The following is a 25,702-nucleotide window of genomic DNA, read 5'->3' on the forward strand; positions in this document are numbered from 1 at the left end:
TCTAGTCAGCCGCAGCGGTGTCGCGCACCCAATCCGGCAGCCGGTCGAACCAGGGCTGCGCCTGCTCGAGCTGGCGGGCGAGCTGCAGCAGCCGGGCCTCGTCGCCGAGGCGACCGACGAACTGCACGCCGAGCGGCAGGCCATCGCGCGTCCAATGCAGCGGCACGCTCATCGCCGGCGTGCCCGTGAGATTGGCGAGCTGCGTGAACGGCACGTATTGCAGGCTGTCGCGGGCGATCTTGTCGATCATGCCGTCGAGCGCGCCCCAGCGCGTCAACAGCCCGAGCAGGCCGATGCGATCGAGCATGTCGAGCAGCGTCTGCTCGGCGGTGCCCGGATCGCCCTCGCCGTGCCGGATCGGAGGGTGCGCGAGCGTCGGCGTCAACAGCAGATCGTAGCGGGCGTGGAAACGGGCGAGCGCGCGGGCGAACCCGTTCCATTTGAGCAGTTGCGTCGTCAGCGCGCCGGCCGAGATCGCGCCGCCGAGCGTCGACAGCACCCGCGTCAGCAGCTCGAACTCTTCGCGCCTGGCGCCCTTGGCGCGCGCATCGGCCACCAGCGCCGCGACCTGGCCGAAATAGATGTGCAGGAACGACGTCGCGAGCGCGGCGCCATCGATGTCGGGCGTGGCCTCCTCGACCTCGTGACCGAGGCCCTGCAGCAGCTTCACGGCGTTCTCGACCGCAAGCTTCGCTTCGGCATGCACCTCCGTACCGATCGGAGAGGCCGCCATGTAGCCGATGCGCAGGCGGCCGGGATCGCGCGCGACCGCATTCGCATAGACCACGCCGGGCTCGGCCACCAGGAAGGGATCGCCGGGCTCGCTGCCCGTGATGACGTCCAGCGCCGACGCCGTGTCGCGTACGCTGCGCGACAGCACGCCCTCGCTGGAGGCCCCGAACCAGTACTCGCCGAAGCCCGGTCCCGACGACACCAGGCCGCGCGACGGCTTCAGCCCGAACAGGCCGCAGCAGGCGGCGGGAATACGGATCGAGCCGCCGCCGTCATTGCCGGCGGCCATCGGCACGACGCCGGAGGCAACAGCCGCGGCGGCGCCGCCGCTGGAGCCGCCCGGCGTATGCGCCGCATTCCAGGGATTGCTGACGCGGCCGAAGGCAAGCGAATCCGACACGCCCTTGAGCGCGAGCTCCGGAAGGTTGGTCTTGCCGAAGATGACGAAGCCGGCGTCGAGATAGCGCCGCACCACGTGGGCATGCTCGCTCGCAACGATGCCCGACAGCGCCTTGCTGCCATAGGCCGTCGGAAGACCTGCATAGTCCTGCGCGCAGTCCTTGATCAGGAACGGCACGCCAGTGAAAGGGCCATCCGCGAGCTTGGCCAGTTGCGCCCGCGCCTCGCGCTCCATCAGCTTGCAAAGGGCGTTGGTCTTGGACTGCGCACGCTCGCTCTGCCTCAGCGCGAGCTGCAGCAGCTCGGAGGCGGTCGTCTCGCCGGAGCGGACGGCTTCAGCCAGCGCGACCGCATCACGCTGCAGATAGTCCTGAACGTTCACAATCCCCTCCCCGCGGCGACTGCCACTGGCCGCCATGGTAGCTGATTCTGGCTGCAACAGCGGCGCAGTCGCACTGATCAAGGCAAAATCGCGCCGCAAGAGCCATGAGCATGGCGACATCATGGCGAATGTCGGCAGGCATGATGGCCGTACGACGAGCGCTCGTCACGAATCTAGTTAATTTGATTCAGATCATTCGCGGCGTCCCTTGTGGCGACCTAACCTTACGCATCGTTAGTTGCGTAGAGTGGACGAGAGAGCGATGGGACGCCTCGCAAGCCTGCTGAGCAGGGCGCAAGGTCCGCACGAGGATGCGGCGGCCGCGCCGGTGACGACAGCCGACTACTTCATCCTGCTGTCGCGCGCGATGGAGAACCTGCCGGATTCCAGTCCCGAACGTCGCGCCGAGGTCTATCAGTCGGCGCGCCAGGCGCTGGTGACCCAGCTCGAAGCCATGCATCCCCCGGTCTCGCGATCACGGATCAAGGCCGAGCAGCGCGCGCTCGACGACGCGGTCGACACGATCGAGACGCGGGCCGTGACGGCACCGGATGAGGCTGAGACACCGCCAACGCCGCTGGTTCCCGACGACCCTCCCATCTTTTTTGCTGCCAATACCGACATTCCGACTGCTTCCGTTTCATCAGCCCCCGATGACGCCCAGGATCCCACCATGGCTCAAAGTCAGTTTAATTCCAGATTTTCACCGCGCGCCGTCGAGGAGAAGCCGATGTCACGTCTCGATGAGATCAACCGCGTGCTGCGCAAGCTGCAGAGCGACTCGTTCGGCGTCGAGGCCTGCGCGCTGATCTCGGAGGACGGACTGATGATCGCGAGCGTGCTCGCGGCCGACATGGAGGAGACGCGGGTCGCCGGCATGACCGCGACCTTGCTGTCGCTCGGCGGCCGCGCCGCGATGGAGCTCGGCCGCAGCCATCTGCAGGAGGTGATCATCCGCGGCGAGTCCGGCTATGCGGTGCTGGTCAGCGCCGGCCGCGGCGCGCTGCTGCTCGCGCTGACCAACGAGAACAGCAAGCTGGGCTTGACCTTCTTCGACATGCGCGAAGCCGTCCGGTCGCTGCAGAAGGTGCTGTAGCGCAGTCGTCATCCAGTTAAGCCGGCGCGCTGCGCCGGCAGGAGTAGCTTCATGGCCAATACCGTCCTCTATGATGACGGCGTTCACAAGAACATTCTGCTGGAGGATTTCAGCGCCGGCGATCTCGCCGTGCAGGCGAACCAGCATCTGATCATCCACGACCGCGTCGGCATGCTGCTCGATCCCGGCGGCCACAAGGTCTACTCCAAGGTGCTGGGCGAGACCTTCAGCGAGCTCTCCGGCGGACGCCTGAAATACCTATTCCTGTCGCACCAGGACCCCGACATCGTCGCGGCGATCAACGGCTGGCTGATGACGACCGACGCCGACGCCTACATCTCGGAGCTCTGGACCCGCTTCGTGCCGCATTTCGGCTTCGACCACATCGTCGCCGACCGGCTGAAGCCGATCCCCGACCAAGGCATGGTATTCGATCTCGCCGGCTGCAAGCTCTATGCGTTGCCCGCGCACTTCCTGCACAGCGAGGGCAATTTCCAGCTCTACGATCCGATCTCCAAGATCCTCTACAGCGGCGATCTCGGCGCTTCGATCGGCGTCGACTACATCGTCACGCGCGACTTCAAGGCGCATATCCGCTTCATGGAAGGCTTTCACCGCCGCTACATGGTCTCGAACCGCGTGATGAAGGCGTGGGCGCAGATGGTGCGGCCGCTCGACATCGAGATCATCGCTCCGCAACACGGCGCGCTGTTTCCGGACGCGGCGATGTCGCGCCAGTTCATCGAATGGTGTGCCGGACTGGAATGCGGCATCGACCTGATCACGCCGATGTTCAAGGTGCCAGCAGGTTGACATGCTGGCGCCCTCCCCCAATGCCGCGTTCTCCGCGCCAGCCGCGCGCGCCGATGCGTCTGTCGTAGCCGGCGAGGACGCGCCGGTCTGGCTCGCAACCGCCTTTGCCGTCGCGGGCACGCTGGTCGCCATCATGTCGGCCTCGCTGTGGCAACAGGCGCCGGCTGCGCCGCAAGTGGTGGCCGCAATCCCGGCACCACAGCCGATCGTCGCCGAGCCGGCATGGAGACCGCCCGAGCCCCCGGCGCCTCTCCCCGCTCTGATCGTCGCGCCGCCGCTGCCGTTGCCCTCCGCCGCCCCGGTCGAACCGCCGGCGGCCCCCGCCGCACCGACGGCTCGCGCCGAGCCGCCGGGCGCCGCCAAGGCGAGCACCGAATGTTTTGCGCCGCTGGCGATCGCGTTCGAGCGCGGCAGCACGCGACCGAATCCTGCCGACATGAAGCGTTCGCGGGCGATCCTGCAGAAGGCGCTGTCACGGCACGCCGACGCGACCCTCGTCATCGAGGGACATGCCGATGCCAGCGGCAGCGAGGATCTCAACGTGCTCCTGAGCTATTCGCGCGCCAAGGCCGTCGCGGATCTGTTGCGCAAGGACGGCATCCCGGCCCAGCAGATCGCGGTGCGCGCCGCCGGCGCCGGCGCGGCGCATGGCGATGCCGAGGCTGTGGCCGCGGACCGCAAGGCGCTGCTGCGCATTGCCGGCGTCGACGATTGCGATCAACTCACGGCGGTAAAGCGACCATGACCATCTATGCCATCGTGAGCGGCCTCGGCGCCGCCATTCTCCTGCTGACCGCAGGCTATCTGTTCGGCGCGCGCCAGGGCACGCTGGCGCGCGATCAGTTGCGGCGACAGGTGCAATTGCAGGCCGCGAGCCTGGATCAGTTGCAGGAGCAGAGCAGCCACGACGCGATCGAGCGCGAAACCAGCCTGCGCAGCGCGATCCAGGACGTGCTGGCGCCGCTGGTCGAACGCGAGCGCATCTCGCTCGATCTGGCTCAGCTCGCGAGCCGGCCGGGCCGGCGCCGCGAGCTGGTGCCGCTGCTCGACAGGATCGCCGAGGTCGGGCGGTTCGAAACCGTGCTGCTGACGAACGAGGAAGGCCTGCCGCTCGCGGCCAACACGGCCGGCCGCCACACCGAGCGGCTGGCGGCGGCGGCGACGCGGCTGGCGCTGGTCGCCGAGAAGGTCAGTGGCGAGCACGGCGTCGCACCGCTGTCGGTCATGCTGCGCGATGCGTCGGAGGCGACGACGCTGTGTCGCATCTTCCGGGTGCAGGATCAGACCCTGACGCTGACGGCGCTGTCCAACGATCCGCGGCTCGCGTCCGTGGCGCTCGATCCCGCGCTGGCCAAGGTGCAGGTGGCGCTGACGGCGCCGGCCTGAGACGCCCCCACAACGCAAAGGGCGCAGCACCTCTTGCGAGGCACTGCGCCCTTCGCCGACCTCATTGTCAGGGATGAGGCCGACTACACGCGGGATCGGCCGCGGGCGAGACCCACGACGGCCGACACCAGGAACAGCACGATAGCGATGAAGAAGATGATCTTGGCGATCTCGATGGACGCACCGGCGATGCCGCCGAAGCCGAGGATGCCGGCGATCAATGCGATAACCAGGAAGGTGACGACCCAGCCTAACATGACACGACCTCTGTCTCTCGATTGCGGTTCAAAGGGACGCGGAGCTTGCGCCGTTGCCAGAACAATCGGGACTGGGAACAATGGTTCCGGCGCCTCCCGCCGCTAAAAATTCGCGATTCGCCGGAACAAAGCTCGGGGCGAGGGGCGCCGCCCCGCAAGCCTGCCCGATTTAGGGCTGTAAAACGCCTCGGCCGGCCCCATATAGCCGTCAATCCCTGCTATGAGGGCTCCTTCCTGCAGACCTCTCGATGCCGTCGTATGATGCGGTCAGAGGGACGAGACTGATTCGCTGATGACCGAGCCCAACCGCGTGAGCCCTTTTCCTGCGCCCGACCACCAGCCCGTCGCCGGCGGCATCGCCGCGCGCGCACGCGCGGCTGCGAGCGGCGGTGCGCGCTATCTTGCGGGCCTCAATCCGGAGCAGCGCGAGGCGGTCGAGACGCTCGATGGCCCGGTGCTGGTGCTTGCGGGCGCCGGCACCGGCAAGACCCGCGTGCTGACCACGCGCATCGCGCACATCCTGAGCCAGGGCCGCGCGCGGCCGAGCGAGATCCTGTCGGTGACGTTCACCAACAAGGCTGCGCGCGAGATGAAGACGCGCCTCGCCGAGATGCTGGGACAGGCCGTCGAGGGCATGCCGTGGCTCGGCACCTTCCACTCGATCTCGGGCCGCATCCTGCGCAGCCATGCCGAGCTGGTGCAGCTCAAGTCCAATTTCACCGTGCTCGACACCGACGACCAGATCCGCCTGCTCAAGCAGCTGCTGCAGGCCGAGAACGTCGACGACAAGCGCTGGCCGGCGCGCATGCTGGCCGGGCTGATCGATGGCTGGAAGAACCGCGGCCTGGCGCCCTCCCAGGTGCCGTCGGGCGAGGCCGCCGTGTTCGCCAATGGCAAGGGCGGCAAGCTCTATGCGAGCTATCAGGAGCGGCTGAAGATCCTCAACGCCGCCGATTTCGGCGACCTGCTGCTGGAAAGCATCCGGCTGTTCCGCGAGAACCCGGACGTGCTGCGGCAGTACCAGAGCCGCTTCAAGTTCATCCTGGTCGACGAGTATCAGGACACCAACGTCGCGCAATATCTGTGGCTGCGGCTGCTGTCGCAGGCGCCGTCGTCCTCCGGCTCGTCATTGCCGGGCTCGACCCGGCAATCCATCACGTCTGAGGAAGATGGATCACCGGGTCTCGACGCTGCGCGTCGGCCCGGTGATGACGACAGAAGTGTTGCCGCGCCTAGCTCCGCCCCCGCCCCCAAGAACATCTGCTGCGTCGGCGACGACGACCAGTCGATCTATGGCTGGCGCGGCGCCGAGGTCGACAACATCCTGCGCTTCGAGCACGATTTTCCTGGCGCAAAAGTCATTCGGCTGGAGCGCAACTATCGCTCGACCGGGCACATCCTCGCCGCCGCCTCGCATCTGATCACGCACAACGAAGGCCGGCTCGGCAAGACGCTGCACACCGAGGACGTCGAGGGCGAGAAGGTCACCGTCACCGGCGCATGGGATTCGGAAGAGGAAGCCCGCGGCATCGGCGAGGAGATCGAGGAGCTGCAGCGCAAGGGCGAGAACCTCAACGACGTCGCGATCCTGGTGCGCGCCTCCTATCAGATGCGCGAGTTCGAAGACCGCTTCGTCACGCTCGGCCTGCCCTACCGCGTCATCGGCGGCCCGCGCTTCTACGAGCGCGCCGAGATCCGCGATGCGCTGGCCTACCTGCGCGTCATCAACTCGCCGGCCGATGATCTCGCCTTCGAGCGCATCGTCAACGTGCCCAAGCGCGGGCTCGGCGATGCCACCGTGCAGATGCTGCACGACCACGCCCGCAAGCGCCGCATCCCGCTGTTCGAGGCCGCGCGCGCTGTGGTCGAGACCGACGAGTTGAAGCCGAAGGCGCGCGGTTCGCTGCGCGGCCTCCTGCTGCAATTCGAGCGCTGGCGCGCCCAGCGCGAGGTGACGCCGCACACCGAGCTTGCCGAGATCGTACTCGACGAGAGCGGCTACACCGAGATGTGGCAGAAGGACCGCTCGGCCGACGCCGCGGGCCGGCTCGACAACCTGAAAGAGCTCGTCCGCTCGATGGAGGAGTTCGAGAACCTGCATGGCTTCCTCGAGCACATCTCGCTGGTGATGGACCGCGAGGGCGCGGCCGACGAGGAAGCGGTGTCGCTGATGACCCTGCACTCGGCCAAGGGCCTGGAGTTCGACAACGTGTTCCTGCCGGGCTGGGAGGAAGGCCTGTTTCCGAGCCAGCGCACCCTCGACGAACAGGGGCGCGCCGGATTGGAGGAAGAGCGTCGTCTCGCCCATGTCGGCCTGACGCGCGCGCGGCGGCGCGCCAAGATCTATTTCGCCACCAACCGCCGCATCCACGGCACCTGGACCACGACCATCCCGTCGCGCTTCCTCGACGAACTGCCGGCCGCCAGCGTCGAGATCACCGAATCCAAGGGCGGCTCGGGCTGGGGCGGCGCCGGCGGCTATGGCCCGTCGCGCTTCGACAATGTCGAGTCGTTCGGATCGAGCTATTCGACGCCGGGCTGGCAGCGCGCGCAGGCCCGCCGCCCCGGCGCAGCACGCGGGTCGTCCGAGGGCGGCTTCAGCGAGCAGCAATCGCCATTCGCAGGGCGTGATCCGTTCGGCGGTAATTTCGGACGCAACAAGCGCGGACCGATGACCATCGAGGGCGAGCTGGTGGCCAAATCGACCGGCACCATCTCGGAATTCACCGTCGGCGACCGCGTCTTTCACCAGAAGTTCGGCTATGGCCGCGTCATCAAGATCGACGGCAACAAGCTGACCATCGCCTTCGACAAGGCCGGCGAGAAGCACGTGGTCGACAGCTTCGTGCAGAGGGCGTGACCCCACGGCCACGGTGCGCCGGCCACCGCCGGGCCGGCGCGGACCGCGGCAATCGAACTTCACACTTCGCCTTGGTTAGGCCTTGACCATGGCAGCGCGCATCGTATGAGATGCAACCATGGTCCGGCGATACATCCTGTTGAGTGTTGCGATCGCGCTGAGCGCGCCGTCGCTTGCGGCGGCGCAGACGATGAGCTTTGGCGACTCGGCGGGGCTGATTGCCTCGAGCTGCGGTGCCGACATCACCGCCAATTGCCGCGGCGTCAATCTCGACTCCAACCGCCTCAAGGAATGCCTGTCGCGCAACCAGGACGTGGTGTCCGCGCAGTGCAAGGCCACCTATTTCAAGGCGTTCGAGGCGATCCAGAAGCGCATTTCCGCGCGGGTCACGGTGGCCAATGCCTGCCAGCGCGAGATCGTGAAGCTGTGCGGCGGCTCGACCAAGGAGACCAGCAAATCGATTCCCTGCCTGATGACCGCGAGCGGCGTCGGCGCGCGCTGCCAGCAGTCGCTGGGCGAGGCGGGGTATCGCTGATGCAGCGGACGGCGACAGCATTGCTCGGGTTGATCACGGCTTCGTTGCTGGTCGCGAGCGCGCCGGCATGGTCGCAGGAGGTGACGCGCGACGACATCGTGCGCCAGCTCAGCCGGTTCGAGACGGCACCGACGCTCGATCTGCCCGCGCTCAAGCAGCAGACCCAGGAACGCTCCAAGATCCGCAGCCGCAACGAACCGCCGCCGCAGAAGCGGACGCCGATCGCGCCGGAGCTGATGACCCTGCCGGCGTTCAACGTCGACATCCAGTTCGACGTGGACACGCCGATCGTGCGGCCGGAATCCTACCAGGCCGTCGGCCGGATCGCCGACGCGATGGTCTATTCCGAGCTGCTTCCCTACAGCTTCCTGATCGTCGGGCACGTCGAAGCCAACGGCAAGCGCGAGTCCAACGTCATCCTGAGCCAGCGCCGCGCCGACGCGATCCGTGACATCCTGGCGAACACCTTCAAGATCTCGGTCAAGCGGCTGCAGTCAATCGGCCTGGGCGAAGAGCAACTGCTCGATCCGAGCAAGCCGACCGCCCCCGTCAATCAGCAGATCCAGATCATCACGGTCGCCAAGGCCGCCGAAGAGGCCGCGCTGCCGCCGCCGGCCCCTGCTCCGGCTGCATCCGGCAAGCAGGCTCCGCGCAAGCACCGCAATTGACGCAAATGAGCCCTGCGCGAATGCCGTGAACCCGGGGCCGTCCGGGCGCGACTGTCCTGGATAGGCATCGGCACGCTGCAACGATCGGCGCTATTGGAACCCGTTCTCAAATCGGCGCAGCCCGGCTGCGCTGAGCCCGGGGCATACCGATTGCCGGTTTGTCGATGCAGCCGCTTGATGGTATAGCCCGGTCTTTACGGCCGTCGATTGAGCGGTGGTCGATCGCATTGACGAGCGAGATAGCCATGAACGCCATGTTCCGACGCCAGATGATCGACTACGTCGAATATCATCGCGATCCGCGCAACGGCCTGATGCATGTGCTCGGGATCATCTTGCTGTTCCTCGGCGCGGTGCTGCCGCTGAGCTTGTGGCATTTCGACGCGTTCGGCATTCGCATCAGCCTCGGCGCCGTGCTCGCGCTGCCGGTGCTGTTGTATTGGCTGCTGCTCGACGCGGCGCTCGGCGCCGGCATTCTTGCCTTTGCCGTGCTGTTCCTTTCTGTGGCCATGATGATTGCCGATCACGTCCACGGATTGGCCCTGTGGGCCTTGTTTGCCGCACTCGTGATCCTCGGCCTCGTGTCGCAGGCGGTAGGTCACAAACTGTTCGAGCGCAACAATCCGTCACTGCTGGATCATCCGGCGCATCTGTTTCTCGGGCCGATGTTCGTGATGGCGAAGTTGTACGTGGCGTTGGGATTCAAGCCTTCGGTGGCCGATCTCGTCGCGTCCGACCCGTCGCCGGACCGGCTCACATCCCGTCCTCTTCAAGGCGATCAACGCTCACGTCCCTAATGAAAGTCCTCGTCACCGGCGGCAGTGGTTTTATCGGACATCACCTCGTCTCTGCGCTGGTCGCGCGGGGCGCGGAGGTGCGGGTGCTCGATATCCGCTGCCCGACGCACATGATGGCCGAGGTGGAATATATCGAGGGCTCGGTGCTCGATGCAGGCCTGGTGCGACAGGCTGTCGCCGGCGTCGATCAGGTCTATCATCTCGCCGGGCTGCCCGGCATGTGGATGCCGGACCGCGAGGACTTCTACCGAGTCAATTGCGTCGGCACTGAAACGGTGCTGGCGGCGGCCCGCGCCAACCGGGTGCGCCGCTTCCTGCATTGCTCGACCGAGTCGATTCTGTTCGACTATCCGGGATCGACGGGCGCCGCCTCGGCCCCCACGGCGCCGCCGGCCGAGGCCATGCCGGGGGCCTATACGCGGTCGAAGGCGCTGGCCGAAGCCCGCGCCATGGCCGCCGCCGCGGACGGCTTTCCGGTCGTGGTCGGCACCCCGACGATGCCGATCGGACCGCATGACAGCAACCTGACACCGCCGTCACAGATGCTGCGCCATTTCCTGGACAGCCGTGTCCAGCTCTATCTCGATTTCATCGTCAACCTGGTCGATGTCCGCGACGTCGCCGCAGGCCTGATCCTGGCCATGGAGCGCGGCAAGGTCGGCGGGCGCTACGTGTTCGGCGGCGAGAGCCTGCGCCTCAGCCGCATCCTGGAGCTGATGGCGGTGATCAGCGGCCGCAAGCACGTGGCGCTGCCGGTTCCCGGCCGGCTGGCCGAACTGTCGGCGGGCATGCTGGAGTTCGTCTCCGATCACCTCACCAAGCGCTGCCCCTCCGGCACCGCCGAGGGGGTGCGGATCGCCCGATCCGCCTCCGATCTGTCGATCGACAGGGCCAAGCGGGAACTCGGCTACGCACCCCGCCCGATCGAGCCCACCTTGCGCGAGACCATCGCCTTCCTGCTCGATTCCGAGCCGGGAAAACGGCTCGACGACAAACAACACCCTTTTCGCACCGCGGCCGAATAGCTAAGAGCGGCCGGTCCCACGTCTCATAACGGTTCCAAGACATGTCCGGCGATGCCAGCCCCATCTCGTCGTTTGCGTTCAGCGGATGGACCACCACCTGGCCCACCTCCCTGCTCGCCATCATCTGGCTGATCTGGCTCGCCAGCTGGGTCGGGGCCTCGTTCTGGTCCGGACAGACCCGCAAACATGTCACCGTGATCAAGACCAGCCGCTATCACGCGCTGATTGTGCTCGGCGGCATCCTGTTCACACCCTGGACCTCGCGGCTGCTCGGCGAGAAGCCGTTCTGGCACCCCGGCGAGGCCGGGGTCTACCTGCTGACTGTGGTGACCCTGGCCGGCATCGCCTTCACCTGGTGGGCGCGCATCCATCTCGGCCGGTTCTGGTCGAACGCCATCACCCACAAGGAAGGCCACAAGGTCATCGATACCGGTCCCTATGGCATGGTCCGGCATCCGATCTATACCGGCCTCATCCTCGGCATGATCGCGACCGGCATTGCGGTGGGGACGGTCAGCGCGGTGCTCGGCGCCGTCCTGATCTCACTCGGCATGGCCTGGAAGGCCAAGATGGAAGAGGTGTTCCTGGCCCAGGAGCTGGGACCCGACTACGTTGCCTACAGCCAGCGGGTGCCGATGATCATCCCGTTCATGCCGGCGGGCTGACGCGCAAGGCCGCTCAGCGCCTGACGACGGCTTCGGGCTGCGGCGAAGCCGGCTGATTGGCAGCCTGCGGCAGCAGATGGCGCGGCAGGATGATGCGCTGCCCGGGGACCAGAGGCTGGGCCGCGAGGCCGCGATTGGACTGCTGCAACGCCCAGAGCGGAACGCGATAATTGGCGGCGATCTGGTCGAGGGTCTCGCCCGGCCGCACCGCCACGGCCGTGCCGCTGTCCCACAGCTCCACAGATGTCTTGGGCGGGACCAGATAGCGCAGCTGCACCGGGTCGATGTCCGCCGTCGCGGAGGTCTGCGAGAGCTGGCTGATCATCGTCACCAGCTGGGCGTGCACATCCTCCATCTTGTCGATGTTGATGTGCGTGACCTCGTCATGATCCTTCATGTCGAAGCTGGCGTAGTGGCCGCGGAAGCCCGGCTCGGGCTTCACGTCGCCGCCGCCGAGAATGTTGTCCGACAGGAACAGATTGATGAAGCGCTGCACGTTCGGCGGCACGCTCTTGGTCGCATGTGCCGGATCGACGGTGACCACGAGGGCGACCGGGATGTTCTGCTCCTGCAGGGTGATCGCGATCCGGACGCTGCACAGCCCGCCCATCGAGTGGCCGATCAGCACGATCGGGCCCCCCTCCTGGCGGTAGTTCTTGGCAACCTGCAGCGCGATCAGGTCGCACAGCGTGAATTCATAGACGCTCGCCCAGAACCCGGCCTTCTCGATCTTCTCCGCGAGCCGGTCCATGCCGGTGGAGAACAGCGGCCCGAGCGCGCCGCGGAACAGGTAGACTCGCGGCGGCGGCAGCGGCTGGGTCGCCTCCGGCGGCGGGGGCGGCACGGCGCGGATCGCGGCGGGAGTGGATGCCGGGGACGCTTTGGCGGATCGGGTGGGCGCGGAGGCCGAAGCGGCGCCGGACTGCGCGGCCAACGAATTGCTCGAGGCGGCAAGTCCGGCAAGGAGAAAGGTTGCGGTCACCAGGAGCGCGGTCAGCCTCCCGTCGGCCGCCCGGTTGGCTGCATCCAGCCACCGCCTCGCGATCTGCGCCACGCCGGTCATTCGTGCTCCCGGGAAAGCTCAAAGCTGAAATCGGACAGGGTCATACGGCCCTGCCATACCGCTTGTCGGCGCCGAATGGGAGCATTTTGGGGCGCGCGCGCGATGGCGCGGCCGCCGATTACCGGTAGCCGGCGGCGTTGGCGGCGCGCTGCGGAGCCGCCATGCGGGTCGGAGGCGCAGCCGGCCGGCCCTTGCCGCCGAACACCACCGAATCGATCGCCCCGATCACCTTCTGCTGCATGATCTGGTTCTTCTCGATGGTGATGTGGCCGACGCCCGGCACCGCCGCCACGTCGACATTCTCGAGCTTGCCACGGAAGCCGTCGTCGCGGCGGACCGGCTCGCCGTTGCCGCTGGCGATGTAGAAGTTGATGTAGCGCTCGGCATTGCCGCCCACGAGCTTGGTCTTGAACACGGAGTCGAGACCGATCGCGAGCTTCACGGGCACGCCGAGCTGGCCGAGCTTGTTGATCATGTCGGGCAGCGCGGTCGCGCCGGAGGAATGGCCAACCAGGATGATGGTCTTGATGCGGCCGGCGCGATAGGCGGCCGCGGCCTCGTCGGCCAGCGACGACCACGACACGAAATTCGCGACCGTGTTCGGGATGCCCTGCGAATCCAGCTTGGCGGCGATGTCGTCGAGGCCGAGCGAGAAGATGTTGAGCACGCCGCGCAGGAGATACACATGCGTGGTGCTGGCTGCGCTGGCGGCCGCAGGGCTCGGCGCCGCCCGGACCGGTCCGCTCCCGAGCGGCAGAACGAGCGCCAGGGCCAGTGCGACCATGCTCAGCCCGCGCGCCGAGACGATGCGCGTTGCGATGGTTCGAATGGTGCTGGTCGATGGCGTCATCGGTCCTTCTCCGCGGCGGAAATGTCGAGACGGCGCGAACCGTACCCAAGATGCTCGCGGACGCAACATCGCCGGCCGCTTGGAGATGCGTTCATGCCCGGGACGTTGCCTCACGGCAACACTCGACCAAACGAGCCACGAAAAAGCCCAACAAGCGACACGATCGGGAGGGGGCGCGCGATTGCAGGAGCATGGGTCCGTCCCTATCTGAGCCCTCTCTCCGGCTGCCGTGCCTGTTGAAGGCGCAGCGTTCGAATCGCATCCCCATCCTCCTCTGATCGAATCCCCTCGTGATGGCTCCCGTCATTTCCGTTTCCGGCCTGTCGAAGACCTATGCGTCGGGCTTCACATCGCTGAACAACATCGACCTTTCGATCGAGCGCGGCGAGATCTTTGCGCTGCTCGGACCGAACGGCGCCGGCAAGACCACGCTGATCAGCATCATCTGCGGCATCGTCAACGCGTCCTCGGGCAAGGTCGCGGTCGGCGGTCACGACATCGACGCCGACTATCGCGCCGCGCGGGCGATGATCGGCCTCGTTCCGCAGGAGCTGCACACCGATTCGTTCGAGAGCGTCTGGGCGACCGTCAGCTTCAGCCGCGGGCTGTTCGGCAAGCCGAAGAACCCTGCCCTCATCGAGAAGATCCTCAAGGATCTCTCGCTCTGGGACAAGAAGGACGCCAAGATCATCACGCTGTCCGGCGGCATGAAGCGCCGCGTGATGATTGCAAAGGCGCTGTCGCACGAGCCGCAGGTGCTGTTCCTGGACGAGCCGACCGCCGGCGTCGACGTCGAGCTGCGCAAGGGCATGTGGGACGTCGTGCGCGAGCTCAAGGCCGCCGGCGTCACGATCATTCTCACCACGCACTACATCGAGGAGGCCGAGGAGATGGCCGACCGCGTCGGCGTGATCAACAAGGGCGAGATCGTGCTGGTGGAGCACAAGGCCCAGCTGATGCAGAAGCTCGGCCGCAAGCGGCTCAGCCTGCACCTGCAGCAGCGGATCGACGCCGTTCCGGAGGCGCTCGCGCCGTATCAGCTCGCTCTGTCGGACGACGGCTGGAAGCTCGCTTATGACTACGACACCAAGGGCGAGCGCACCGGCATCACAAGCCTGCTCGGCGATCTCAGGACGGCCGGCATCCGCTTCGTCGATCTCGAGACCAAGCAATCATCCCTGGAAGACATCTTCGTGAGCCTGGTGCGGCAATGAATTTTCGCGCAGTCGCCGCAATCTACAAATTCGAGATGGCGCGCACCTGGCGCACGCTGCTGCAGAGCATCGTGTCGCCCGTGGTGTCGACCTCGCTCTATTTCGTCGTTTTCGGCGCCGCGATCGGCTCGCGCATCAGCGAGGTGCAGGGCGTGAGCTACGGCACCTTCATCGTGCCTGGCCTCGTCATGCTGTCGGTGCTGACGCAGAGCATCGCCAACGCCTCGTTCGGGATCTATTTTCCGAAATTCATCGGCACGATCTACGAGATCCTCTCGGCGCCGATCTCGCATGTCGAGATCGTGCTCGGCTATGTCGGGGCAGCCGCGACGAAATCGATCATCCTCGGGCTGATCATCCTCGCCACCGCCGGCCTGTTCGTGCCGCTGCACATCCAGCACCCGGTGTGGATGCTGTCGTTCCTGGTGCTGACGGCCGTGACCTTCAGCCTGTTCGGCTTCATCATCGGCATCTGGGCCGACGGCTTCGAGAAGCTGCAGATGATCCCGATGCTGGTGGTGACGCCGCTCACGTTTCTCGGCGGCAGCTTCTACTCGGTCAACATGCTGCCGCCGGCGTGGCACTCGATCGCGCTGCTCAATCCGGTCGTGTACCTGATCTCGGGCTTTCGCTGGAGCTTCTACGAGATCGCCGACGTCAGGGTCGAGATCAGTGTCGCCATGACGCTGGCGTTTCTCGCGATCTGCATGACCATCATCTGGTGGATCTTCAAGACGGGCTACCGGCTCAAGCGCTGAGCCGGTGCCGCTTCAGCCGGCGTTCATCAGCGGTAGCAGTGGAAGCGGCCATAGCCGTCGCGATAGCCGCGGCAGTGATAATGGCGGTGGTAGTAGGAGCGATGCGGGATGCCGAGCACGCCTTCGACGGCTCCGACTGCGCCGCCGACGCCCGCGCCGACAGCGCCTCCGACGACGCCACCCACCGGACCGGCGATGCGGTTACCTTCGTGCGCCCCCTCGTGCGCGCCACGGATGATGCCTTGGGCATGAGCAAATTGCGGGAGCGCCAGCCAGGCGAGCGCCAAGATGAACAGCGCGAGTGCGGCGAGCAGATAGGTCAGCTTCTGTGGAGCCCGGTCGTCGAGCACCGCCGTCTTGGCCTTCATCGTGAGCATTTTGAATCCTGGGAACCGCATGGAGGAATGCTTGAAACGCGGATGCGGCCGAAAAGTTGCGCGCTCGTGACGAAATGGCCGGATTAGAGGGCTCCTAAACTAATGGCCGCAGCCGGTCGCGGAAATGTCAGCGCCGGAGGACGCGCCCGAGCCTTTGCCCGGCGCGTTCCGCCCATTAAGGTTGAGGTCGCCCTCAGCTGGAACAAAGCCCGGATTTCCGACATATTGCAGGCCGAGACGATGATCCGCGGCGTTCACTGAAATCCCGTTCGAAGGTCTCGGCAAAGTCGAGGGCCTGGAGGCCAGAGGTTACATGCGTACCATTCTTTTTGCGGTTGCCGGCTTCGCCTTGTTGTCCGCCACGCCGGCGCTCGCCAAGATCGACATCACCGTCGACAAGAACAACCAGATCATGACCGTGGCGGTCGATGGCGTCGAACGCTATCGCTGGCCGGTGTCGAGCGGCATTCCCTCGCGTGAGACGCCGAACGGCACCTTCCGCGCCTTCCGCATGGAGGCCGACCACTATTCGAAGGAGTTCGACGACGCGCCGATGCCGAACTCGATCTTCTTCACCAAGGCCGGTCATGCCATTCACGGCACGGACTCCGAAGGCCGGCTCGGCACTCCGGCCTCGCATGGCTGCGTCCGTCTGTCGAAAGCCAATGCCGCAACGCTCTACGCCCTGGTGCAGAAGGATGGCGTCCTCAACACCACGGTGACCCTGACCGGATCGGCCGAGGTGGCGATGGCGCGCAATCCGCGCCGCGGCACCGCCGTCGCCCGGCGCGACGTCCCGCCGCAATATGACGACAGCGGCGAACCGGTGGTGCTCACTCCGCAGCCGCAATTGCTGCCGGGTCGCCAGGTCGTTCCGCAGCAGCGCCCGGATGATGGCTACATCTATCCGGCCGACGGCAGCGACAACGGTGTTCGCTATCCTGCCCCGCGCGGCACCGGCCGCCGCGTCTATGACGCTCAAGCCTATCCGCAGCAGCAGGACCAGTCGTATTACTACGACAACGGCAATCCGAGCTATGCGCAGCCGCGCTACTACCAGCCGCGCTCGTATTATCAGCCGCGCGGCGGCTACTACACCTATCAGGACTGATCCGGCCGATCGGCGGAGCCGGCCGCTTCAGCGGCCGGCTCCGTTCGTCCCCTATTCCGCGTTGACGCGCTCCAGCGATGCTGGCGCGGGTTCGGCGGCAGCCTGCCCACGAGCGGACGGCGCGCGCTTGCGGCGCTGCACGAAGTACTGGTCCGCCAGCACGCCGATCAGGATGACCGTGCCCATCACCGCGAAATTCAGCGAGCTCGGGATGCCCAGCAGGTTGACCAGGTTCTGCAGCACCTGCAGCAGGATCGTGCCGAGCACGACGCCGATGATCGAGCCCTCGCCGCCGCGCAGCGAGCAGCCGCCGAGCACCGCCGCGGCGATCGCATAGAGCTCGTAGAACGAGCCGTGCACCGCCGGCGAGATCGAACGGGTGTACATCGCGATCAGCACCGCGGACAGCGCGGTCAATCCGCCGCAGATCACATAGGCCGATATCGTGACGCGATCGGAGCGGATGCCGGAATAGCGTGCGGCCTCCTCGTTCTTGCCGACGGCGTAGAAGTAGCGGCCATACACCGAGCGGTGCAGCACCAGCCAGGCGATGCCGGCCACGATCACCAGCGCGACGACGCTGTGCGGCAGCGGAAAGCCAAGCACGTTGGTGCGGCCCGCCGCGAGCCATTCCAGCATCGGAAAGCTCGCGCCATAGCCGAAGCCGGCGGTCGCATCCTCGGTATAGTAGCGCGCAGCGCCGCGGTAGATCAGAAGCCCGCACAACGTCACCACGAAAGGCTGGATGCGCATCTTGGTGGTGAGCACGCCGTGCATCGTGCCGATGGCGATGCCGCCGGCGATGATGAGGAAGAAGGCCAGGATCCAGTCGACGTCGCGGTTGACGATCAGGTCGATGAACAGCACGCCGAGCAGCGCGATCACCGATCCGACCGCGAGCTCGATGCCGCCGACGATGATGACGAAGGCTTCCGCGATCGAGAAGATGCCGAACATCCCGACCTGGTTGGCGGTGTTGGAGAGATTGCCGACCAGCAGGAAGCGCGGATTGATGAAGGCCACGACCGCGCCGACCACCAGGATCAGGACCAACAGGCTGAGATCTTTCTTGTGCACGTTCGCCCCTCTCAGATGCTATGGCCGACGGCAAGCTGGAGCACGTTGTGCTCGCTGAACTCGCTGCGCGCCAGGAAGCCGGAAATCCGGCCCTCGTGCATCACCGCGATGCGGTCGCTGACCCCGATCACCTCTTCCATGTCGCTCGATATCATCAGGATCGCGACGCCCGCATCGGCCAGCCGCCGCAGCATGTCGTAGATCTCCTGCTTGGCGCCGACATCGATGCCCCTGGTCGGCTCGTCGAAGATCAGGACCTTCGGCCGCATCGACAGCCATTTGGCGAGCACGACCTTCTGCTGGTTGCCGCCGGATAGTGTTCCGACCTGCATCTTGACGTCGGTGGCCCGGATCTTGAGGCGTTCGCGCTGGCGGTCGGCGTTGTCGGTCTCGCGAGACTTGTCCACCAATCCAAGGCTTGCATAGGATGCGAGATCCGGCAGGGAGATATTCTCGGCGATTGGAAAGTCGAGCAGCAGGCCGCAGCCCTTGCGGTCTTCCGGAATGAGATAGATCCCCCGATCGATCGCCGCGCGCGGCGTCGAGATGCGGACGGGCTCGCCATCAAGATGGATGCCGCCGGCCAGCAAGGGTTCGACACCGAAGATGGCGCGGGCAAGCTCGGTCCGTCCGGAGCCGACGAGCCCGGCGAGACCGAGGATCTCGCCGCGCTGCAGCTGCAGGCTCACCGCACGGCTGGGATAGGTGGATGTGACGGCATCGACGACGTCGAGGACCGTGTCGCCGGGCGGCGCGGCCGGCGGCACATAGAGCGACCGCAGATCACGGCCGATCATCAGCCGGATCATCGCCGCCGGATTGAGCTCGCCGCGCGTCAGCGTGCCGACCGTGCGGCCGTCGCGCAGCACGACGGCACGATCAGCACATTGCACCACCTCGTTCAGGCGGTGGGTGATGAAGATGACGCTGACCCCGTCGGCCTTCAGGCCGGCGATCACCTGCATCAGCCGCTCGGTCTCCGACAGGGTCAGGCTCGAGGTCGGCTCGTCCATGATGACGCAGCGCGCGTTGAGCGACAGCGCCTTGATGATCTCGACCAGCTGGCGCTGCGCCAGCGACAACTCCGCGAGCGGCGTGTCCGGCGCGAAATCGGCCGCGAGCCGCGCGATGAGTGGCCGCACCTTGGCGCGCAGCGTGCCGCGGTCGATCAGCCGCAACGGGCCGCCAAAGACCGGCTCGCGGCCGATGAACACGTTGCCCGCGACATCGAGATTGTCGAACAGGTTCAGTTCCTGGTGGACGAACGCGATGCCGGCGGCGATCGCATCCGTCACGGTGTAGCCGGTCCGATCGACGCCATCGATCCGGATCGTGCCGCTGCTCGGCGCGACCACGCCGCCGAGCACGCGCATCAGGGTCGACTTGCCGGCGCCGTTCTCGCCGAGCAGGGCGATCACCTCGCCCGGCGCGACCGACAGGCTGACGTGGTCGAGCGCGACCACGCCAGGATAGGTCTTGCCGATGTCGATCAGCTCGAGGAAGGGCTCGCGCACGCCAGCCGTCGCATCACTTCTTCAGCATCGTCTTCATCTGCGCCATGAAGTCGTCGACGTTCGACTTCTCGATCACCTTGCCGGGCACGATGATGATGCCGTTGGCCGGGACGCCCGACTTGTCGCCCTGCACGACCTTGGCCATCAGCTTCATGCCCTGATAGCCCCACTCGAACGGCTGCTGCACGACGGTACCCTCGATCGCGCCGTCCTTGACGCCGCCGAGGGTGATCGGATCCTCGTCGAAGCCGATGATCTTGATCTTGCCGAGCTTGCCGGCCTCCTTCAGCACCTCATAGATGCGCGGGGTGTTGTAGGAGTAGAAGCCAACCAGGCAGCTCACATCGGGCATCGCCGCGAGAATATCCTCGACGTTGCGCTTGGCGCGGGTCTGATCGATCTCGTCGCCGCGCACGTCGACCAGCTCGACCTTCGAGCCCTTGATCGTCTCCTTCACGCCCTCGATGCGCTCGCGCGCGTTGTCGGCGCCGAGCAGGCCGACGAAGCCGACGCACTTGCCCCCGTTCGGCAGCGCCTTCAGCATCAGCTTGCCGGCATCCTTGCCGAGCTCGGTGTTGGAGGAGCCGATATAGGCGATGCGCTTCGATTGCGGAGCGTCGCTGTCCGTGGTGAAGAGCACCGTCTGCCCGGCGACCTTGTTGAGGTGCTCGGTCTGGTTCTTCGGATCGACCGCGCTCACCATGATTCCGGCCGCACCCGCCGCGACGAGGTCATCCAGCATCCGCTGTTGCACGGCGGCGGCCGCCTGCTCCGGATATTTGAGCTGCAGGCTGTAATCGGGCAGCTCGCCCTGCGCCTTCTTCACGCCGGCCTCGGCGATCTTCCAGAAGTCGGACGCGCCGTTGACCACGAAGGCCAGCACCTTCTTGTCCGCCGCTCCGGCCGAGCCTACGCCGAGCGCCATCGCCAACAACGCAGACGCACCAGCCATCCAAAGACGCTTCATCGAACCCCTCCCATGTGAAGCCGACCTGCTTGATGCGGCCGGCGCTTTGTAGTCGCCACAAGAACTCATAGGGCCGAGAGGAAAGCTTCCGCTCGGTCGGGCAGAGAGTCTCAGCTCGATCTCGGCAGCCCGGCGTGCTGATTCCCGCTGGCACAGCGGCATCAGCCCATGGGGTCGTGGAGATTTGAATCTAAGATCGCCCGCGCATGCCAGCTGCTGGCCCTTCGAAAAGCACCGCAATCGGGACCAGCATATGAGGCACGCACCTCAGGTAGCATGATCGGCGCAGCCGCGCAACAAAGCCGGAAGGAAGATGAATATCTAAGCGTTTTGCGGCGCAATACGTCTAAACGCCAAACGATCGGCATGGCGAACTGCCACTGCAATGCAACCGAGAGGAAGGCGCACTGCGAGGTGCGCACCTCTTATCGCCGCGCGTGATGTCGGTGCCCAGGGCAACGGAACGGGCAGCGCGCGCGAGCAGCCTTCGCCTGCGCTATTCGCCGTCGCGCAGCCGCCGATACACGGCGCCGAGAATGTTGGAATAATCGTCTGTCCATACCCGCTCGCCCTCGGTCGGGTCGGTCTCGGTCCATTTGTTCGACGACGCGAGCTTGCCGACGTCGGCGTCGTCGCGGGCGCTGATGACGACGTCGGTGGAGAAGATGTACTCGTCGTCGCGCCCGGAGTCTTCGTTGTAGACCCAGCTCTTCAGGTCGTTGGCGTCGGCGATGCCGACGACGACGCTCTCGAGCTCGAGGTGGCGGTTGGAGACGTGCATGACGACCGCGCCCTGCGGCGCCAGCTTGGCCTTGTAGATCGCCATCGCCTCCTCGGTTGCGAGATGGATCGGGATCGCATCGGACGAATAGGCATCGACGATGATGAGGTCGTAGACGCCATCGGGCTCCTTGGCGAAGGTCAGCCGGGCGTCGCCGATGACGGGCTTGATGTCTGGCGCGCAATTCCTGATGTAGCTGAAATATTTCGGGTCACTGGCGGTATCGACCATGGTCTGGTCGATCTCGAAGTATTTCCAATCTTCGCCGGGCTCGGCAGCACAAGTGAGCGTGCCCGCGCCGACGCCGATCACGGCGACCTTCAGCGGCGCGCCCTTGCGCTCGCGGATCGCGGTGATGGCGCGGCCGATACCGCCGTCCTTGTGGTAGTAGGTGATCGGCTCGGGACGTCCGGTGACCTTGGAGCCGTCGGCGTTGAGATATTTCTGAGCACCATGAATCGTCGTGCCGTGCATCAGCACGTGGTAGTGGCCATCCGAGGTCACCACGATCTTGTGCACGCCGAAGAAGCTGCGCACCGTTTCGACGCGGCCGTCGTCGGCCGGATAGGCGCGGATGAGGACGAGCGCGAGCGCGGCGGTCGCGAACACCTTCCAGCGGCCGCCATTGAGCAGCAGCGCGAGCAGCGCCGCGAGCACGCCCACGGCGCCGGCGACATAGACGCGATGATCCTCGAGATAGGTCGTGACCTTCCCGGTCATCCCGGCCGGCACCAGCAACGCGACGGCGATGGCCGCCAGCAAGATCCAGTACCAGCGTGTCAGTCGCGGCCACCGCTCGGTCACCGCCGGGCGGCACAGCGCGGCGAGCGCCAGCAGGATCGGATATTCGGCGACCCAGGAGAAGGTGAACGGCGCAATCAGCCCGGCGAACAGGCCACCGACCATGCCGCCGAACGACAGCGCGACATAGAAGCCGGTGAGATATTTCGCGGCCGGCCGCGTGCGGGCCAGCTCGCCATGACAGGCCATCGCGATCACGAAGAAGCAGAGCTGGTGACCACCCAATGTGAGCGCGAGGTTCTGCTCGCCGCCGAAGGCCAGCAGCACGACGACACCGGCGATCGCGAGCGGCTGCAGCGCCAGCATCCATTTGTGCGGCAGCAGCGGCCGCGACTGAAACACCAGCACCCAGGTGAGCAGATAGAGCGACAGCGGCAGCACCCACAGCAGCGGCGCGGCCGCGACGTCCGTAGAGATGTGCGCGGTCACTGCGATCAGCAGGCCCGAGGGCACGGCTGCGAGGAAGATCCAACGCAGGCGCAGCAGCCAGCGCGGCGCGGGCGCGTCGCTCACGTCGTTCTGCAGCAGGCTCGCCACCGTGACGGGCGAGCGCAGCAGCAACACGCCGCAGCCTGCGATCAGCGCGATCAGCATGCCATAGCCGCCGGTCCAGATCAGGTTCTGCATGCGCAGGCTGAAGATGGGCTCGATCAGCAAAGGATAGGACAGCAGCGCAAGAAAGCTGCCGATGTTCGACGAGGCATAGAGGAAGTATGGATCGGGGCCGGCCGGATGGCCCGTTCGCACAAACCAGGCCTGCAGCAGCGGATTGTTGGCGGCGAGCGCGAAGAACGGCAGGCCGATCGAGGCCGCGAACAGGCCGAGCAGCCAGAGCGCATAGCCGGAGGTCGGCGGATCGCCCCAATGACCCGCGATCGACAGCGGCAAACTCAAAAGCGCAAAACCGAGCAGCAGAAGATGGATCGCCACCGGAATCACCCGGCTGCGCAGTTGCGTGAGGAAATGGGCGTAGGCGTAGCCGGCGAGCAGCAGCGCCTGGAAGAACACCATCGCCACCGACCACACCGCGGGAGAACCGCCGAGCCGCGGCAGCACCATCTTGGTGAACAGCGGCTGCACCGAGAACAGCAGCAGCGCGCTGACGAAGATCGCGGCGGTATAGATGACGAGGACCAGCCGGTTGCGCGCAGCGGAGGGATGGGCGACGGCGGCGGACGAGGCGATTGAGGTCATGGCAACTCCAGCAACGGCGCGGCCGTCAATCAGGTGCGGGGCCAGACCACGACGCGCAGACGAGACATAGCGGATCGAGAGGCGGTATGGCGAGCAGCTGGGGCAAAACCGAGTTCCCCTTGACGCGGCGCCGATCCGGGGCGACAGCACGTCTCGACGGTTCCCGAAAGGACGGACTCCTGTCGGTCATTAATCAGGGCTTTTTGAAGCGCACATGAACGAAACCGACGTGATCATCATCGGCGCGGGCCATAACGGCCTGACCTGTGCGGCCTATCTTGCCATGGCGGGACTGCGCGTGCATGTGGTCGAGCGTCGCAAGGTGGTCGGCGGTGCGGCCGTGACCGAGGAATTTCATCCCGGCTTCCGCAACTCCGTCGCCTCCTACACGGTGAGCCTGCTCAATCCGCGCGTCATCGCCGACCTGAAGCTGCATCAGCATGGGCTCGAGATCGTCGAGCGGCGGGCGCAGAATTTTCTGCCGTCGCCCGATGGCCGCTATCTGCTGACCGGTGAGGGCCGCACGCAGGGCTCGATCGCCCGCCTCAGCAGCCGCGACGCCGAAGCGATCGGGCCGTTCTCAGCCCGGCTGGAAGCAATCGCGGACGTGCTCCGCAGCTTGGTGCTGCGGGCGCCGCCGAATCTCGTGGCCCAGTTCGGGCTGCCGGCGATCCGCGAGGCCTTCAACGCACTCGGCACAGCCAACACCCTGCGGGCCCTGTCGCTGGAGCAGCAGCGCGATCTGCTCGACCTGTTCACGCGCTCGGCCGGCGAGATGCTCGAGGAGATCTTCGAGACCGACCTGGTGAAGGCGCTGTTCGGCTTCGACGCCATCGTCGGCAATTATGCGAGCCCCTACGCGGCCGGCTCCGCCTATGTGATGCTGCATCACGCCTTCGGCGAGGTGAACGGCAAGAAGGGCGTCTGGGGCCATGCGATCGGCGGCATGGGCGCGATCACCCAGGCGATGGCCAGCGCGCTGAAGGAGCTGGGCACGCTGGTCGAGGTCGAATGTGGCGTGCGCGAGGTGATCGTCGAGCGCGGCCGCGCCGTCGGCGTCGTGCTAGAGGACGGCCGCGCTCTCCGCGCCCGCTATGTCGCAGCCAACGTCAATCCCAAGCTGCTGTATACGCGGCTGGTGCCGCCAGGCGTCCTGCCGGAGCCGTTCCTCACCCGCATCCGCAACTGGCGCAACGGCTCCGGCACGTTCCGCATGAACGTGGCACTGAGCGGCCTGCCTTCGTTCAGCGCGCTGTCGGGCGATGGCGATCATCTCTCCGCCGGCATCATCCTGGCCCCCAGCCTGAGCTATATGGACCGGGCCTATCTCGACGCTCGCGCGCAGGGCTGGAGCTGCGATCCCGTGGTCGAGCTGCTGATCCCCTCCACGCTCGATCCGACGCTCGCCCCGCCGGGGCAGCACGTTGCCAGCCTGTTCTGCCAGCATGTCGCGCCCGAGCTGCCGGATGGGCGCTCCTGGGACGATCATCGCGACGAGGTCGCCGATCTCATGATCGCCACGGTCGACCGCTACGCGCCCGGTTTTGCAGGCCGCGTGATCGGTCGGCAGGTGCTGTCACCGCTGGATCTGGAGCGCCAGTTCGGGCTGCTCGGCGGCGACATTTTCCACGGCGCCCTGACCCTGAACCAGCTGTTCTCGGCCCGCCCGATGCTCGGCCACGCCGATTATCGCTCGCCGCTGAAAGGCCTCTACCATTGCGGCTCGGGCAGCCACCCCGGCGGAGGCGTGACCGGCGCGCCCGGCCATAATGCGGCGCAGGCTATTCTGGCCGATCATCGGGCCTTGTTCGGCTGAGGACAAGCCGGGGACAGACTGTGGAAGGCTTTGCCCGTAACCCCGTGGACAAGCTGTGCAAGCGAGACGTGTGAGTCGGTGGACGGATCGCGGCGAAGACGGTGCACAATGCTGTGGGGCGATCGTGGCTGAGCTGTCGAATTCGGCGTCCCAAACGAAAAACCGGGCGCTGAGGCCCGGTCCTCCGAGAACGCCGCTTCGCAGATCACTTCAAGGACGAATTGATCGAGTCGAACTTGCTGCTCATGGAGCTGCCCAGGCCGTTGACGGCCGCGATGATCGCGAGGGAAATGCCGGCCGCAATCAGGCCGTATTCGATCGCGGTTGCACCGGACTCATCGCGCAAGAACTTCAAGAGAATGGTCGTCATCTTCACCTCGTTTCCCAACCCAGGAACCGAGGCTTTTCCGGTTCCCATGACGGGAACCTTACGCAGAGAGAACCTAAGGTTGGTCTAACGAGGCTCGCTCAACTCGTGACGATATTTCACGCCAATTACGATGCAACTTTTAGGCACGGAAGATGCCCCCTCGACGACAGCCGGAAGTTGCCCAAAAACCGCGA

Annotated in this window: 24 protein-coding genes; 14 read left to right on the top strand and 10 right to left on the bottom strand. The window is 66.1% G+C overall.

Translation table 11 applies throughout. The features are described 5' to 3' along the window. Position 1: 1 nt before the first annotated feature. Entirely contained in the window at positions 2-1,513 is a 1,512-nt protein-coding gene (locus QX108_RS13460) for an amidase (protein ID WP_315785517.1), read from the bottom strand. Positions 1,514-1,775: 262 nt separating this feature from the next. On the opposite strand from QX108_RS13460, the gene QX108_RS13465 reads away from it, so the two are divergent. The 4 genes from QX108_RS13465 to QX108_RS13480 are packed head-to-tail and all read left to right on the top strand — an operon-like array spanning position 1,776 to position 4,808. Then, the gene (locus QX108_RS13465) at positions 1,776-2,609 is read left to right on the top strand and encodes a roadblock/LC7 domain-containing protein (RefSeq protein WP_315725796.1); all 834 of its coding nucleotides are present in this window, start codon (positions 1,776-1,778) and stop codon (positions 2,607-2,609) included. A 51-nt stretch (positions 2,610-2,660) separates the two neighbouring features. Further along, complete coding sequence (locus tag QX108_RS13470) at positions 2,661-3,422, top strand: MBL fold metallo-hydrolase (protein ID WP_315725794.1); 762 nt, start codon at positions 2,661-2,663, stop codon at positions 3,420-3,422. Between the two features lies 1 nt (position 3,423). Further along, complete coding sequence (locus QX108_RS13475; RefSeq protein WP_315725792.1) at positions 3,424-4,167, top strand: OmpA family protein; 744 nt, start codon at positions 3,424-3,426, stop codon at positions 4,165-4,167. Next, positions 4,164-4,808, top strand: a complete 645-nt coding sequence (locus tag QX108_RS13480) for a hypothetical protein (RefSeq protein WP_210267840.1) — start codon at positions 4,164-4,166, stop codon at positions 4,806-4,808. Before QX108_RS13475 ends, QX108_RS13480 begins: the two co-directional genes overlap by 4 nt. An 83-nt stretch (positions 4,809-4,891) precedes the next feature. On the opposite strand, the gene QX108_RS13485 is transcribed toward QX108_RS13480, so the two are convergent. Further along, the gene (locus QX108_RS13485) at positions 4,892-5,065 is read right to left on the bottom strand and encodes a DUF1328 domain-containing protein (protein WP_006614063.1); all 174 of its coding nucleotides are present in this window, start codon (positions 5,063-5,065) and stop codon (positions 4,892-4,894) included. Positions 5,066-5,357: 292 nt separating this feature from the next. Between QX108_RS13485 and QX108_RS13490 the strand changes: the two genes are divergently transcribed. The 6 genes from QX108_RS13490 (at position 5,358) to QX108_RS13515 (ending at position 11,615) form a co-directional block, all read left to right on the top strand. Then, positions 5,358-7,925 (top strand): ATP-dependent helicase, encoded by a 2,568-nt coding sequence (locus tag QX108_RS13490; RefSeq protein WP_315785521.1) that lies wholly within the window; start codon positions 5,358-5,360, stop codon positions 7,923-7,925. 118 nt (positions 7,926-8,043) lie between these two features. Continuing rightward, complete coding sequence (locus tag QX108_RS13495; protein WP_315725785.1) at positions 8,044-8,460, top strand: hypothetical protein; 417 nt, start codon at positions 8,044-8,046, stop codon at positions 8,458-8,460. Continuing rightward, a complete protein-coding gene (locus QX108_RS13500) occupies positions 8,460-9,128 on the top strand; it encodes an OmpA family protein (protein WP_315785524.1) in 669 nt (222 codons plus the stop codon). The genes QX108_RS13495 and QX108_RS13500 overlap by 1 nt, the downstream gene beginning before the upstream one ends. Before the next feature lie 245 nt (positions 9,129-9,373). After that, on the top strand, positions 9,374-9,925 hold the full coding sequence (locus tag QX108_RS13505; RefSeq protein ID WP_315726706.1) for an Mpo1-like protein: 552 nt from the start codon (positions 9,374-9,376) through the stop codon (positions 9,923-9,925). After that, positions 9,925-10,950: an NAD-dependent epimerase/dehydratase family protein gene (locus QX108_RS13510; RefSeq protein WP_315725781.1), complete on the top strand. Its 1,026-nt coding sequence runs from the start codon at positions 9,925-9,927 to the stop codon at positions 10,948-10,950. The genes QX108_RS13505 and QX108_RS13510 overlap by 1 nt, the downstream gene beginning before the upstream one ends. Positions 10,951-10,991: 41 nt before the next feature. Further along, a complete protein-coding gene (locus tag QX108_RS13515) occupies positions 10,992-11,615 on the top strand; it encodes an isoprenylcysteine carboxylmethyltransferase family protein (RefSeq protein ID WP_315725779.1) in 624 nt (207 codons plus the stop codon). 13 nt (positions 11,616-11,628) lie between these two features. On the opposite strand, the gene QX108_RS13520 is transcribed toward QX108_RS13515, so the two are convergent. Together QX108_RS13520 and QX108_RS13525 are read right to left on the bottom strand one after the other, a co-directional pair. Further along, positions 11,629-12,678, bottom strand: coding sequence for an alpha/beta fold hydrolase (locus QX108_RS13520; protein ID WP_315785529.1), 1,050 nt, complete (start codon positions 12,676-12,678; stop codon positions 11,629-11,631). A gap of 118 nt (positions 12,679-12,796) precedes the next feature. After that, complete coding sequence (locus QX108_RS13525) at positions 12,797-13,528, bottom strand: hypothetical protein (protein ID WP_315725775.1); 732 nt, start codon at positions 13,526-13,528, stop codon at positions 12,797-12,799. A 293-nt stretch (positions 13,529-13,821) separates the two neighbouring features. Here QX108_RS13525 and QX108_RS13530 point away from each other — a divergent pair, with 293 nt between their 5' ends. Both QX108_RS13530 and QX108_RS13535 read left to right on the top strand, forming a co-directional pair. Further along, a complete protein-coding gene (locus QX108_RS13530) occupies positions 13,822-14,742 on the top strand; it encodes an ABC transporter ATP-binding protein (RefSeq protein WP_172131711.1) in 921 nt (306 codons plus the stop codon). Further along, positions 14,739-15,500 carry an ABC transporter permease gene (locus QX108_RS13535; RefSeq protein ID WP_172131710.1) on the top strand — a complete coding sequence of 254 codons (762 nt, stop codon included), beginning with the start codon at positions 14,739-14,741 and terminating at the stop codon, positions 15,498-15,500. Before QX108_RS13530 ends, QX108_RS13535 begins: the two co-directional genes overlap by 4 nt. Positions 15,501-15,526: 26 nt before the next feature. Here QX108_RS13535 and QX108_RS13540 read toward each other — a convergent pair whose 3' ends face one another. Next, entirely contained in the window at positions 15,527-15,877 is a 351-nt protein-coding gene (locus tag QX108_RS13540; protein ID WP_172131709.1) for a hypothetical protein, read from the bottom strand. Between the two features lie 313 nt (positions 15,878-16,190). Between QX108_RS13540 and QX108_RS13545 the strand changes: the two genes are divergently transcribed. Continuing rightward, positions 16,191-16,988 (top strand): L,D-transpeptidase family protein, encoded by a 798-nt coding sequence (locus tag QX108_RS13545; RefSeq protein ID WP_315725772.1) that lies wholly within the window; start codon positions 16,191-16,193, stop codon positions 16,986-16,988. A gap of 51 nt (positions 16,989-17,039) precedes the next feature. On the opposite strand, the gene QX108_RS13550 is transcribed toward QX108_RS13545, so the two are convergent. From QX108_RS13550 to QX108_RS13565, 4 genes are all read right to left on the bottom strand, one after another. Next, positions 17,040-18,065: an ABC transporter permease gene (locus QX108_RS13550; protein ID WP_315725770.1), complete on the bottom strand. Its 1,026-nt coding sequence runs from the start codon at positions 18,063-18,065 to the stop codon at positions 17,040-17,042. 11 nt (positions 18,066-18,076) lie between these two features. Then, on the bottom strand, positions 18,077-19,579 hold the full coding sequence (locus QX108_RS13555) for a sugar ABC transporter ATP-binding protein (RefSeq protein ID WP_315725768.1): 1,503 nt from the start codon (positions 19,577-19,579) through the stop codon (positions 18,077-18,079). A 13-nt stretch (positions 19,580-19,592) separates the two neighbouring features. Beyond that, complete coding sequence (locus QX108_RS13560; protein WP_409998514.1) at positions 19,593-20,546, bottom strand: sugar-binding protein; 954 nt, start codon at positions 20,544-20,546, stop codon at positions 19,593-19,595. 496 nt (positions 20,547-21,042) lie between these two features. After that, entirely contained in the window at positions 21,043-23,322 is a 2,280-nt protein-coding gene (locus tag QX108_RS13565) for a fused MFS/spermidine synthase (protein WP_315785535.1), read from the bottom strand. A 214-nt stretch (positions 23,323-23,536) separates the two neighbouring features. On the opposite strand from QX108_RS13565, the gene QX108_RS13570 reads away from it, so the two are divergent. Then, entirely contained in the window at positions 23,537-25,138 is a 1,602-nt protein-coding gene (locus QX108_RS13570; RefSeq protein ID WP_315785538.1) for an NAD(P)/FAD-dependent oxidoreductase, read from the top strand. A 205-nt stretch (positions 25,139-25,343) separates the two neighbouring features. Here the strand turns inward: QX108_RS13570 and QX108_RS13575 are convergent, their stop codons facing one another. Beyond that, positions 25,344-25,508 (bottom strand): Flp family type IVb pilin, encoded by a 165-nt coding sequence (locus tag QX108_RS13575; protein ID WP_172111026.1) that lies wholly within the window; start codon positions 25,506-25,508, stop codon positions 25,344-25,346. Positions 25,509-25,702 lie beyond the last annotated feature (194 nt).

This window comes from Bradyrhizobium sp. SZCCHNR1002 (genome assembly GCF_032381435.1).
Taxonomy (GTDB): domain Bacteria; phylum Pseudomonadota; class Alphaproteobacteria; order Rhizobiales; family Xanthobacteraceae; genus Bradyrhizobium; species Bradyrhizobium aeschynomenes.